At 53.1% G+C, this 12590-nt stretch carries 12 protein-coding genes; 5 read left to right on the forward strand and 7 right to left on the reverse strand.

Features of this window, described 5'->3' with window-relative positions; genetic code table 11:
* Positions 1-9: 9 nt before the first annotated feature.
* The 4 genes from SynMVIR181_RS09325 to SynMVIR181_RS09340 are packed head-to-tail and all read right to left on the reverse strand — an operon-like array spanning position 10 to position 3461.
* Positions 10-945, reverse strand: coding sequence for a lysylphosphatidylglycerol synthase transmembrane domain-containing protein (locus tag SynMVIR181_RS09325; RefSeq protein WP_186589049.1), 936 nt, complete (start codon positions 943-945; stop codon positions 10-12).
* A complete protein-coding gene (larC, locus tag SynMVIR181_RS09330) occupies positions 939-2150 on the reverse strand; it encodes a nickel pincer cofactor biosynthesis protein LarC (protein WP_186589050.1) in 1212 nt (403 codons plus the stop codon). Before larC ends, SynMVIR181_RS09325 begins: the two co-directional genes overlap by 7 nt.
* Positions 2147-2785 carry a hypothetical protein gene (locus tag SynMVIR181_RS09335; RefSeq protein WP_186523536.1) on the reverse strand — a complete coding sequence of 213 codons (639 nt, stop codon included), beginning with the start codon at positions 2783-2785 and terminating at the stop codon, positions 2147-2149. Before SynMVIR181_RS09335 ends, larC begins: the two co-directional genes overlap by 4 nt.
* 4 nt (positions 2786-2789) lie before the next feature.
* The gene (locus SynMVIR181_RS09340) at positions 2790-3461 is read right to left on the reverse strand and encodes a hypothetical protein (protein ID WP_186589051.1); all 672 of its coding nucleotides are present in this window, start codon (positions 3459-3461) and stop codon (positions 2790-2792) included.
* Between the two features lie 87 nt (positions 3462-3548).
* Here SynMVIR181_RS09340 and SynMVIR181_RS09345 point away from each other — a divergent pair, with 87 nt between their 5' ends.
* Complete coding sequence (locus tag SynMVIR181_RS09345; RefSeq protein ID WP_255444235.1) at positions 3549-4370, forward strand: lipopolysaccharide assembly protein LapB; 822 nt, start codon at positions 3549-3551, stop codon at positions 4368-4370.
* Here the strand turns inward: SynMVIR181_RS09345 and SynMVIR181_RS09350 are convergent.
* Complete coding sequence (locus tag SynMVIR181_RS09350) at positions 4336-4590, reverse strand: hypothetical protein (protein ID WP_370593842.1); 255 nt, start codon at positions 4588-4590, stop codon at positions 4336-4338. The two genes, SynMVIR181_RS09345 and SynMVIR181_RS09350, sit on opposite strands and share 35 nt — an antisense overlap.
* Positions 4591-4701: 111 nt before the next feature.
* Between SynMVIR181_RS09350 and xth the strand changes: the two genes are divergently transcribed.
* Complete coding sequence (gene xth / locus SynMVIR181_RS09355) at positions 4702-5526, forward strand: exodeoxyribonuclease III (protein ID WP_186589053.1); 825 nt, start codon at positions 4702-4704, stop codon at positions 5524-5526.
* A 2-nt stretch (positions 5527-5528) separates the two neighbouring features.
* On the opposite strand, the gene SynMVIR181_RS09360 is transcribed toward xth, so the two are convergent.
* Positions 5529-7043, reverse strand: a complete 1515-nt coding sequence (locus SynMVIR181_RS09360; protein WP_255444515.1) for an FAD-linked oxidase C-terminal domain-containing protein — start codon at positions 7041-7043, stop codon at positions 5529-5531.
* Positions 7044-7137: 94 nt separating this feature from the next.
* On the opposite strand from SynMVIR181_RS09360, the gene hemL reads away from it, so the two are divergent.
* The 3 genes from hemL (at position 7138) to SynMVIR181_RS09375 (ending at position 10637) form a co-directional block, all read left to right on the forward strand.
* Complete coding sequence (gene hemL / locus SynMVIR181_RS09365) at positions 7138-8439, forward strand: glutamate-1-semialdehyde 2,1-aminomutase (protein WP_186589054.1); 1302 nt, start codon at positions 7138-7140, stop codon at positions 8437-8439.
* A gap of 148 nt (positions 8440-8587) precedes the next feature.
* Entirely contained in the window at positions 8588-9679 is a 1092-nt protein-coding gene (locus SynMVIR181_RS09370; protein ID WP_255444237.1) for a carbohydrate porin, read from the forward strand.
* Between the two features lie 34 nt (positions 9680-9713).
* Entirely contained in the window at positions 9714-10637 is a 924-nt protein-coding gene (locus SynMVIR181_RS09375; protein ID WP_255444238.1) for a DUF481 domain-containing protein, read from the forward strand.
* 2 nt (positions 10638-10639) lie between these two features.
* Here the strand turns inward: SynMVIR181_RS09375 and ggt are convergent, their stop codons facing one another.
* Positions 10640-12337 carry a gamma-glutamyltransferase gene (gene ggt, locus SynMVIR181_RS09380; protein WP_186589055.1) on the reverse strand — a complete coding sequence of 566 codons (1698 nt, stop codon included), beginning with the start codon at positions 12335-12337 and terminating at the stop codon, positions 10640-10642.
* Positions 12338-12590 lie beyond the last annotated feature (253 nt).

Below are 12590 nucleotides of genomic sequence, written 5' to 3' on the forward strand. Positions count from 1 at the left end.
AACAGCCGATTAAACGCGAACCTTTGCTGCCATCCAGGCATCACCCTTCACAGCAGCGGCAGCGATCAGATCGGCCAAGGTCACGAGCAATCTGTAACTGAGTGCCACCGCAAGCAACGGCGCCTCCGGCACCATCGTGCCCATACGAAACAACAGAACCACCTCAAACACCCCCAAACCACCTGGAGCAGCAGGAACAACCAGGCCAGCCGTCCAGGCGAGGGCAAAGGCCGCAAGCCAAAGGCCTAGAGGCTGCCCAGCCAGGAGTCCGAACGTCTGCAAGCAGCACCAAAACCCCGCAAATCGACAGAGCACGAACAACAGTTCAGTGACCAGGGGCCACCAGGGGTAAGACGTTCTGCCGCTGCCCAATTCCTCATCCTCAATGGAGGTCGTACTCCCAGGGTCCACGCGATTGAGCTGGCGCAACTTGCTGGTCTCCAGCCGACGCAACAAAGGCTCACGCCAACGCGGCATCAGCAGCGCGGAAGGAAGAACACAGAGCAACGCCAACCCGTTTTGAAACCCACCAAATGGCACCCACAGCAAGGCAGCAACGGCCATCACCATCGGCTCCATCAACACCGACACCAAAGCTTTGCCGCCACCAAGTTGAGGCCTGAGAGCACGAAAACGATCGAGGAAATGCCAAATGCCACCAGGCAGATATTTGAGCAAGTTGCTGCGGAGATAAAGCGGCACCAAGGCCAAGCGTCCAGGCTGATGCCCGAGCCAAACCACCAAGACCTTCCAAGCCAGGGCATTGACCACCAAACTGAGCCAACTCAAGCCAAGCCCCATCAACAACCACCACCATCCCTGTCGGCTAATGGTGAGAGCGCGCAATCCTGTGGCATGGCTTGCCAATGCCACTCCTACAAAGGCGAGGGTGAGCAGGGTGATCCAAAGCCGTAAACCACCAGGCAAAGAAAGCCGTTTCAGCACTGCCAGTCCTCCTCAGGCACAAAAGCATGGGCCTCGAGAGCGAGGCGATCACGAAGCTCCATCACGGTGAGACCAGCCTCAGCAGACACACGCTGGAGCTCGTCTTGCTCCCACTTAAGAGTGAAAGTCCCATCCGGTCGGCGCGTCTGCTTGGCGCGAATCATGCCCCAAGGGGTTGCACTTGCCCCACATCGACGGGGCAGCACCCAGCGACCCTGTTCTCTCTCCCTTAAGCCGATGGTTGGACTATGGCGCCACCACACCTCCCGCAAGGCAGCAGCCTGATCTGGCGTTGTAAGGGCGATCACCGAAGTACCAGGCCTTTGCTTTTTCATCAACACGGCTCCCTGAACCACATCCAACGCGCCAGCCAAACGCAAGTGCTGAGCCAGGCTTGCCAACTCTTCGGCAGTGGCATCGTCAATCCAAGCCTCCTGCACCACAAGCTCCTGCCAACCAGGCTGTGTTCTGCTCGCAGCACGAATGCGGATCAAGCGCAGGAGGTTGGGACGATCCAAACAGCGATGGCCGAGACCAACTCCGACGGCTTCAACCTCCATTCTTGAGGGGCGTTGAAAGTGATCCGCCAACACAGCCACCAAGGCCAACCCGGTGGGTGTGGTGAGCTCAGCAGCAGGAAGATCTTCCCCCGTGAGGAGCGGCAGCTGATGACGCTTCGCCAATTCGAGTACTGCTGGCACCGGAACAGGAAGCACCCCATGGGCCGTTGTCACTCGACCATGGCCGGAGGGAGGGGCTGTGCAATAAATCGACTCAGGGGCAAGGTTCTCGATGCCAGCGCAGACGCCGATCACATCCACCAAGCTGTCGATCGCCCCAATCTCATGGAAGTGAACTTGATCAGGGGCACAACCGTGCACCGTGGCTTCCGCATCCGCCAGGGCCTGGAACACCTGCAACACCTTTGTCTTTAGGGAAGGTGACAGCGAAGCCTCCGAGATCAACGCGCGCAGATCTAACCAGCGACGATGGGGAGGGTTGGCTTCCTCGCTGCTCACCGAGAGCCGAAGCCCCCGCAATCCTCCACTCTGAGATTCCTCAACGTTGAGCCCGTAGGCCTTGGCGAGACCAAGAGCATGCAAGGGCTCATGAACAACCGACTCCGGCACTCCTAAATCCAGGACTGCCGACAACAACATGTCCCCGGCAAGACCGGTTGGACAATCAATCACCAGGGCGCTCATGCTGGCTCTGGAGGCATGCCGTCCAGCAACCTGTTGGCGATCGATTCGAGCTCAGTGCGTCGCAAACGCAACAGCTGCTCCACTTCCCGACGTGCCCGGCGTTGCTCTCGCTGAGCCGTATCAACATCTTGTCCAGACACCCCCCAGATCCGTCCCAACAGAGCCTTGTCATCTTCCCCACCTTGAGGGGGCCCCTCAAGCAGCGTTTCCGCAGCCATTCCGGCCTGAAGAACCCGGCTCCAGCGACGCAAGTCTTCTAGAGACAAACGGGCCCGATCGGGTAGAGCAAATTCGGTGACACCATTGCAACGCAACCCTGCCTGAAGACAACCACGGGTTCCAACAAGAACCCGTTTGACCTCGAGATTTTCCTCTTGAGCAACCAACCAGTGACCAGCCTCGTGAAACGCAACTCTGCGCAATCTGTTGCGTCCTCCGGGCAGTGATTCCGCCAAAAGGTGACCTCCCATCCCGTTGAACTGAGCAGCGTCAACGGTGAGGCCCAAAAGGGCACCTCCCAACCCGAGGGCAATCCATGCAGTCGACAGTCCGATCAATGGTCCAAACACTGCCAAACCAGTAGCGCTAGCCACCGCGACACCGGCAGTGGTGTTGAAGGTGGGGGAAGAGGGCATCAGGTCAGGTTTTGGCAGGTCGAGGACGGGCGCCTCCCTTACCGGATCCCTCCCGACCTTTTCCGCCTCGCGTCGGCATCGGTGCAATCACTTCAACGGACTCAACAGAGAGGATCTGTCCTTGACGGCGCACATCCAAGCTGACGAAATGCCTTAGATGCTCGAGGGACAGTTCTCCTGTGAGCTGAACTTTGAAGGGCAAAGGACGGAATCCATCAGCTCGAGGGAGCTGGCGCACCTTCACGACGAGCTCATTCGCTTCTGGCTTCGTAAAAATCAATTCGCCACGAATCGAGAAGAAGTCGTCACCTTCGGGCAGTTGATCCAGGGAACCCTTGGTCTCTGAGGCTTCGGCATCCACGCTCTCGGCATCCGAGGCCTCAGCTGTCGCCAGCGTGCTCGGCTCCCAAATTCCTGCAATTTGGAGATGCAGCTGATCTGACTCACGGCAGCGGGGATACACCACCCACAGGTGAGGCGTTGACATATCGAGATGACGACGCATGAGGGTGAGCATCCTGCCAAGAACGACAGCCTCTAATTCATTGCCATCGGAATCAATCAAGACCCCCCGGGTCAGCTGATCGTCAGATTCCGGTCGATAGATCCCCCTAACAACACCGATCGCCCGGTACTGGAGGGGTTCTGTAACCGGGGAAATCGGATGGTCGCGCATTGATGTGAGTGGCTTCCATTGGCCTTAAGTGACTCTAGCCAGCTCGGGGGATTCGAATCAGAGTGAGCTGAGCACTCCCCATGCAGATTGCCCGGCGCTAACCGATTACAGGAGGTTCGACATCGATGGATGATGGGGTTGGGACTTCCTTTGGCCCTGATCGCAGGCTGGCTTGTAGCCCAAGCACTGAATCAATATCCAAAAGTCGATCAAAAGGCCGATCAAAAGACCAATCAACAGCAGCTGTCAGGCGTCAAGCCTGTCGAACATCCAGCCAAGAGAAAAGCTCCTCAAGCCATTGAGCCAGAGCAAAGGCTTGAGGAACTCGCCCTCTCCCATCTGCGCGAGTGGCCGTGGCGCATGCTCCTGGCCCAAAGAAAGCTCCAACGCGGTGATCGCGATGGAGCAGGGCGTGAGCTCATCACTCTTCAAGCGCTATGGCCAAATCGCCCAGAAGTGCAGAACCTCCAACTGCTGTTGGATCTGGGAACAAAGCGTCAGGCCACCGCTTTGGAACAGACAAACGATCGTTTTAAGAAAACACCCAAAGGTCAACGACTCACGCTTGGATTACGCCTTGCTGATTTGCAACGCCTCTCCGGACAAGACAACGCAGCCATCGCCACCTACCGCCTCATTGCCGCAGAGTCTCCAAAGGACATGAAACCTCTGCTCGCCCTCGCCCTACTCCATCGAGACAAGGGACAGCGAGAGCTATCGCAAAAGGTATTGCTAAGGGTCAGGAATCGTCTTTCTGTCAGTGAACAGAACAAACAAGCCCTGGATCAGCTAGCGGTGCGCTGGCAACTTGACTCCTTCCGAAAAAGTGAGGACAGAACGGCAAATCGTCGCCCAAACGTGCTGCTCCCTCCTCCTAAGGCGCAGGCTGAGACGACTCCAAAGCCTTAAGCGCCGCATCGATGGCGTCTGCGGGTGGTGTGGCGTCATTCATCGCATTGGCCCTGCGCAACCGATTCATCAAGTCCATGGGATTGGTGGCATCAAGCACCGACTCCTGGTCGTTCTTGCCTGGCACGGTCTGGAACACATCACGCTGCTGGGGAGACTGATAGCCGCTACCCATCGAGCTTTCCTGAGCCAAAACATCGACGGAAATGAGCAGCGACATCGCGCTGATGAGGCCAAGAAGATGAGGTCTAAACGCGGTAAGCGATGGCACGTTCTCAGCTCCCAAATAACGGTTCGATGCTAAGGGTCACCTTCAGAAGCCGCATCATCCGTGCAAATCGCCAGCTGGAATGTCAATTCAGTGCGAACCCGACTGGATCATGTTCTGAATTGGCTTGAACACTCGCAAGCAGACCTGCTGGCGTTGCAGGAAACCAAGGTGGATGATCCTCAATTTCCGCTAGAGCCCTTTCTCCAGAGGGGATATGAGGTTCAGTTTTACGGACAGAAGGCCTACAACGGCGTTGCACTGATCAGTCGCACACCCGTTGAAGACGTGCGCATGGGTTTCAGTGCAGAGCTCATTGACGACGCAGAAGCAGAGGAGCTTAGTGCTCAAAAACGCGTCATCAGCGCACTCATCGATGGCGTTCGAGTGGTGAATTTGTACGTCCCCAATGGATCGAGTCTCAGCTCGGATAAATACAACTACAAACTCAAATGGCTGTCCTGCCTCGAGCGCTACCTCAGGGCCATCCAAACCAGAGACGAACCGCTCTGCGTGGTGGGGGATTTCAATATCGGGCTTGAAGCGCGAGACCTACCTGATCCGGATCGCTTGTCCGGGGGGATCATGGCCTCAGATCGCGAACGGGACGCGTTAAGAGCGGCCTTAGGTCCTGATCTTCAAGACGCCTTTCGTCTGTTTGAACCCAACAGCGGCCATTGGAGCTGGTGGGATTACCGCAGTGGTGCTTGGGACCGAGATCGTGGCTGGCGAATCGATCACGTGTATCTCGATGAAACACTTCGGGGGGTGGCGCGGAGCTGTTCGATCGACAAGCAAGAACGAGGACGGATCCAACCCAGCGACCACGCACCTGTGGTGGTTGACCTGGCCTGGGATTTAGAGGACGACGACGAGGTTGAAGACTAATTTCAATAAACAATCGCTTCTTCGGGAAGCGTTTGCCCTTCAACCTGCAATTGCACGGAACGTCGCATTGACTCGCCACAGCTTTGTGGTGTTGGAAAAATTTTTCCGGGATTGGCACGGCCAAGCGGATCAAAAGCAAGCCGAACCCATTGCATGCTGACCAGATCATCAGCGCTGAACATTTGGTCGAGATAACAGCGCTTATCGCTGCCAACTCCGTGTTCTCCGCTAATGCTGCCGCCCACCTCAAGGCAAAGATGCATGATCGCGCCTCCGAGTGCCTTTACCCGTTCATTTACACCCGGCTCTGATGCGCGATACAGGATTAGCGGATGCAGGTTGCCATCACCGGCATGAAACACATTGGCCACCACCAGACCATGGTCCGCACTGAGTTGATCGATCGCCTTAAGAACCCTGGGAAGAGCCGTACGTGGCACCACCCCATCCTGGAGGTAATAGCTGGGGTATTGCCTGCCAAGCGCTGAGATGGCACTTTTTCGTCCCTTCCAGAGACGGGCTCGATCCTCTTCACTCCAGGCCTCACGGATATCGCCGGCCCCAGCCTCTCGACAAAGGGACGAGGTGACCGTGACGGCTTGCTGGACCTCCGGTTCCTGGCCATCAAGCTCAATCAATAAAACAGCTCCAGCCTCCGGCGGATACTCCTCTTCTCCAAACGCTTCATTCACCGCTTTGATGCAGGTTTGATCCATGATTTCCAACCCAGCCGGTAACACCCCAGCGCGAGTGATCAAGCGCACAGCCTCTCCAGCGGCCTGCATAGATGGGAAATCTGCCAGCAACACACCAACGGCATCGGGAGCACGCAGCAAGCGGAGCGTGATCGCCGTGGCGATTCCAAGCGTGCCCTCACTGCCAATAAACACGCCCCGCAGATCCAGCTCAGCCGCATCGCATAACGAGGTTCCAAGGCGCGTGGGTGTGCCATCCGGCAGCACAACATCCAAGGCGAGCACATGGTTGCTGGTGACGCCGTACTTCAAGCAATGCACACCACCTGAATTTTCAGCGACATTGCCGCCGATGCTGCAGACCACCTGACTCGAAGGATCTGGGGCGTAATAAAAGCCATCTCCAACCACCGCACGGCTCACCCAACTATTGATTACACCGGGCTCCACCGTGATCGTCTGATTCTCGAGATCAATCTGGAGAATTCGGCGCATACGACTGGTCACCACCAAAAGCGCTTCTTGCTCCACCAACGCACCACCTGAAAGCCCAGTACCACTCCCTCGAGCCACAAAAGGAATGCCCTGGCGGTGGCAACACGCCAAAATTTTGGCCACCTGATCGGCCGTTTCTGGCAACACCGCAAGCTTCGGCATGTGCCGATCCATGGTGAGACCATCACAGTCGTAAGTCAGCAATTCCTGCCGCCTCGCGACGACTGATTTGGACGGAAGGAACCCTCTCAACTCCCGCTCAAGCGCTGGCCAGTCGTAGTTCACTGATGACGTGCCGTACTGCCGCAACTTAGGCAGTTTTGTCATCAATTCTTTGGCTTCAAGTACAGAAAAAACACATCGGGCCGATCTTGGGTCAAGATGTTGCACGGTTTGCAACTGCCCTTTGGCTCCCGTCCCCGTGACTGCTTCCACTCTGAACACCAGCCACTCCGAGGCCATCTTCAATGCGGCCAAGGCTCTGATGCCCGGCGGCGTGAGCTCTCCGGTGCGCGCCTTCAAGTCGGTCGGCGGACAACCCATCGTGTTCGATCGGGTCAAAGGGCCTTATGCCTGGGATGTAGATGGCAATAAATATGTGGACTACATCGGCAGTTGGGGACCAGCCATCTGCGGTCATGCCCATCCAGAGGTCATTAGCGCTCTCCAAGAAGCCATCGAGAAAGGCACGAGCTTTGGTGCTCCTTGCGCTTTAGAAAACACCCTGGCGGAGATGGTGATTGAAGCCGTCCCAAGCGTGGAGATGGTGCGCTTCGTGAACAGCGGCACAGAAGCCTGCATGTCGATGCTGCGCTTGATTCGAGCCTTCACGGGGCGCGACAAGATCATCAAGTTCGAAGGCTGCTACCACGGCCATGCGGACATGTTCCTTGTCAAAGCTGGCTCAGGAGTCGCCACACTCGGGCTACCGGATTCACCCGGAGTGCCACGGAGCACGACAGCCAACACGTTGACCGCTCCTTACAACGATTTGGAATCGGTGAAGCAGCTCTTCGCTGAAAACCCCGACGCGATCGCCGGAGTGATTCTCGAACCGATTGTTGGCAACGCAGGGTTCATCCAACCTGAACCAGGATTCCTGGAGGGTTTGCGAGAACTCACAAAAGAAAACGGTGCACTTCTGGTCTTTGATGAAGTGATGACTGGATTCCGCATCAGTTACGGCGGTGCCCAAGCACACTTTGGAGTGACTCCAGATCTCACCACGATGGGCAAGGTGATTGGAGGAGGTTTGCCCGTTGGTGCCTATGGCGGCCGCAGAGAGATTATGGAAATGGTGTCACCAGCTGGTCCTATGTATCAAGCAGGCACATTGAGTGGCAATCCATTGGCGATGACGGCTGGAATCAAAACACTCGAGTTGCTCAAGCAGCCAGGCAGCTACGAGAAGCTCACCGCTACAACAGAACGCTTAATTCAAGGAATCCTGGAAGCGGGCCGCGAGGCTGGTCTTCCGATCACCGGAGGCAGCGTTGGTGCGATGTTTGGTTTCTTCCTCTGCGAAGGTCCAGTCCGAAATTTCGAAGAAGCAAAAACAACCGATGCCGCACGATTTGGCCAACTGCATAGAGCGATGCTCGAACGCGGGGTCTACCTTGCACCATCTGCATTTGAAGCAGGCTTCACATCGCTTGCACATTCCGATGAAGACATCGACGCAACCATCAAGGCATTCCGAGAAAGCTTCGCTGCCATTGCATGAATAGAACGAGATGAAAGCTCAACGTGTCGCCAATGCGATGCTGAGCTTTGGTCTTTGGATCACTGGGGCTCAAGCCAGCGAAGCAGAGCCATCTAGGCCACAAACGGACTGGATTGATTTAAATCTGGATTTCACAGCTCAACCCGTGGTGGGAGTTGCAGGTGGGCAAGATCCATCCTCGAGTAGTTGGTTACAACAAGTTGCCGTAGGGCTCACCCTCGGGACGGGCCTCAACAAAAGCCGGAGCAACTGGACAGGCTTAGATCACTGGCAGATTCAGCTGGAACTGAGCCAGTTCGCAGGCAATCTGAATCTCAGTGAACAATTAGGAACAGAGTATCCGCTGCAAAGCCTGGTCAATCCACTTGGAACGTGGATCACAAATGCATCATTAGAACGAATAGAAGGTGAAAAAAAAATCGACTGGAGCATGAATGCTGGCGTCATTTCGATCGGGAACAATGCCATGGAAATACCTGCCCTGAATTACTACACAAATTACACCTTAAATACACCCTACAACCTATCCGTGATTGGACTTCCAATCACGCCACTTACATCTCTTGGAGCACAAATAGGACTGCATCACAAACAGCTAGGTAGCATTGATTATGGTTATTACAATCTGAACAACGCACACCAAATTGCAGCCTCACTGGGAGTCACACCGTTCACACCAAAGCTCGAAGGCGATCTTCACATTGCCCAGTGGTCGATCAATCCATTGACCAACTCAAAACTACAAAAAATAGATGAATCAGAACAAATTCTGCCAGATCCGCTCATTCAACTAGGAAGCTACATTGCAAGCACAAGCCTAAACATCAATCCAAACAAGAACCTGGGTGATGGCACCAATCGAGGCATTTACGCGACTGTTACTTGGCCATTGCCCTTACTACCCATCGGGAAAGACAACCGGATCTGGATATCCAGCAGCCTCAGCCTCAATACAAACAACAATCCACTAACAAGCTATGCATCTGCTGGACTGCTCAGCCAAGGCGTCATTCCTGGCAGGCCCCAAGACGTACTAGCGCTGGGGTTAAACAGGAGCGGATTCAGTCGAAACATTGCCCCCAGCCAAAGCTACGAAGGGGTCGTTGAACTCAACTACAAGATACAAATCTCTGAACGACTGCAAATACAGCCGCTCATGCAATGGATCATCAATCCCTCTGGAGAAGGGCCTCGGCCAACAATCTGGGCAACAGGTGCGCAATTAAACCTGTCAATATAATGTAAAATAAAAAGCATGAATTAACCCTTCCTCTTTGATAAAATCAGGATTCCTTTCAATCGCCCTAAACGCAACAGCGCTGCTGCTATTAGAAAGTGGAATACGCATCGCTTCCGCAGAAACGATTACACTGACTCTAAGCAATGGCGACAAGATTCAAGGGACATTAGTTAAGAGTGAAAGCACTGATACGGTTACGGTCATTGACCATCCAAGCTTGGGGAAACTTAAAATTCAATCAACAGCCCTGAAAGCCAAAACAAAAAAAAAGCGATGGACAGGAAGCTTTTCAGCAGGAATTACAGGATCAAATACAGATCGAGACCAAGATCTCGACAGCACATCTCAACTCATCACTCAATACAAGGATGAAGTCAACCTGTTTTCCTTTAAAGCCAATACAGAATATGGATTTTCAAAAAGTGTAGGTGAACAAGAAGGGGCTACTGACACGAACCAAGGACAACTAGACCTACGCTATTCGTACACATTTTCAGGAAAAACGAATACTTATATTTCAAATATTTACGACTATGACACTCTGAATCAAGTAGGATCTAGCAATCTCGTCAATTCAATTGGAATTGGATATGACTTCATCAAGACAGATACTATGACCCTTAATGTATCCGCGGGGCCTTCAGTGCAAAGCATATGGGGAGGGGACTTTTGCAAGGCTGACAAGTACTGTGGGAATACATTTGCAGCAAGTAGCGCACGAATTAGCTTTGACTGGGACCCAAACAATTACTTCAATCTTTCACTAAGCAATCAATTCACAGGGGCTTATATAGATGGCTTATCTCCAAGCAATAATTTTTCAGGAACAATCAAAATATACCCTTTGGGAGACAAAAAGCTATTCACGTCTCTGAATGGCCAGCTCATCTATAACTCACTTACATCTCCACAAATCGACAATAGCTTTTCATTGCAGCTCGGCACACAGCTTTTTTAACATTATTCAGCGATTGCAGCACCTTCAGGCCTACGAGGATCGGCAACTCCAAAACTCCCGCCATTTGGTTTGAACTCAACACTATTAGCGGATCCCATCGAACGCGTGAATCGCAACGCATGGCCTCGCTGTTTCAAAAGCTCAAGTGTGTCGGGACTAAGACCCTGCTCAAGCTGCAAAGAATCAGGCCACAACTGACTATGAATCCTGGGTGTAGCGACACTTGTTGCAAGATTGAGACCGTGAATAATCCTATTCAAAAGAACTTGAACAACGGTCGTAATAATTCGACTCCCACCAGGACTACCCGTGGCCAACCAAGAATCACCCTCTTGATTTAGAACAATTGTGGGCGTCATTGAACTGAGGGGTCTTCGACTTGGGGCAACTGCATTTTGCTCTCCTTGCACCAAACCATAGGCATTGGGCACACCAGGCTTCGCCGTAAAATCTGCCAACTCATTGTTCAAAAGAAAGCCAGCACCTGGAACGGCGATTCCATTGCCATAGGCAAAATTCAATGTCGTGGTTAATGCCACCAATGAACCATCACGATCAGCCACAGAAAGGTGCGTTGTATTGACACCAGACGACAGCGGCGCTTGACCAGCCAAATCGACTGCAGAAGTATGCGAGCCAAGATTTAATTGATTGCGCAGGCTATCAATATATGAATGAGAGAGAAGCCTACGAACAGGAATATCAATCTGATCTGGATCTCCTAGGAACTGATTACGGTCTCGATAAGCAAGGTTCATGCTCTCTGTAAGCAAATGAATCGAGTCTGCACTATTAGTACCTAATGATTCGAGATCAAAAGGCTCAATCAGCTTCAAAATTTGAAGGAGGGTAATACCACCACTACTTGGCGGTGGCATGGAAATCACGGTATGATCACGAAAGATTCCCTTCACAGGCTCCACCCAAGGAGCAGTGAAATCAGTTAAATCACGATAGTCAATAAGACCCCCCTGAGACTTCATTAAAGCCACAATCTGATGAGCAGTCGTTCCTTCATAAAAACCCGCGCTTCCCTTAGAAGAAATGAGTTTTAAGGACTGAGCAAGCTCAGGCTGACGCAGCTGTTCACCCGATTGATAAGGAATCCATTGAGGTCCACCATCAGGGAGCTCGACTTGTCGATAAAAAAGTGATCGAGCTGTGGGATCCTTGCTCAGACGTGGAAATGCTCTCTTAAGAGAGTCGGCCAATTGCGGATAAATCACAAAACCTTCATCCGCAAGTTGTATCGATGGGGCCATCACTTCTACCCGACTCAAACGACCAAAACGCTCCTGAGCCTTGAGGAGACCAGCCACACTTCCGGGGACGCCAGTACTTAATAAACTAAAAAATTCCTTGTTCTTACTCACTTCTCCATCAGCATCAAGGAAAAGGTCTCGATGCGCTAAGTGAGGAGCCATTTCACGAAAATTAAGCGCATAGGCCTTGCGCTCCGGTGCATGCCAGAACACAAGAAATCCCCCTCCACCAAGATTTCCAGCCTGGGGCAACGTTACAGATAGGGCAAAGGCCGTAGCGACAGCAGCATCCATGGCATTCCCACCCTTCCGAAGCATGAAGGCACCGACCTCACTCGCCAGTCGCTCCTGGCTACTAACAATTCCGAGTGAGGAATGAACGGGGTGAAACCGCTGACCAGACTCCTGCAGGAGATTTTCGGAGATCGGCCTGGCCAAACGAACTTGTTCAGCACAAACCGAAGATGAGCCTAAGAGAACAGAAATGCCTGTACATAGATTGACAGCAAAAAAAGTCGCAAGCTCGCGAGTCACGAAGGAATCAAACACAGGCTTCACAAGCTTGATTCAGTATCAATAATAACCAATACAAAAAATACAACTATGATTCAGCTAAACAGCCTAAGCCATATTGACATCATCCTGAGAGGCTCAATTCATGACTGACAGATTCTTGCAAAAGAAGACAACC

Source organism: Synechococcus sp. MVIR-18-1 (assembly GCF_014279835.1).
GTDB lineage: Bacteria > Cyanobacteriota > Cyanobacteriia > PCC-6307 > Cyanobiaceae > Synechococcus_C.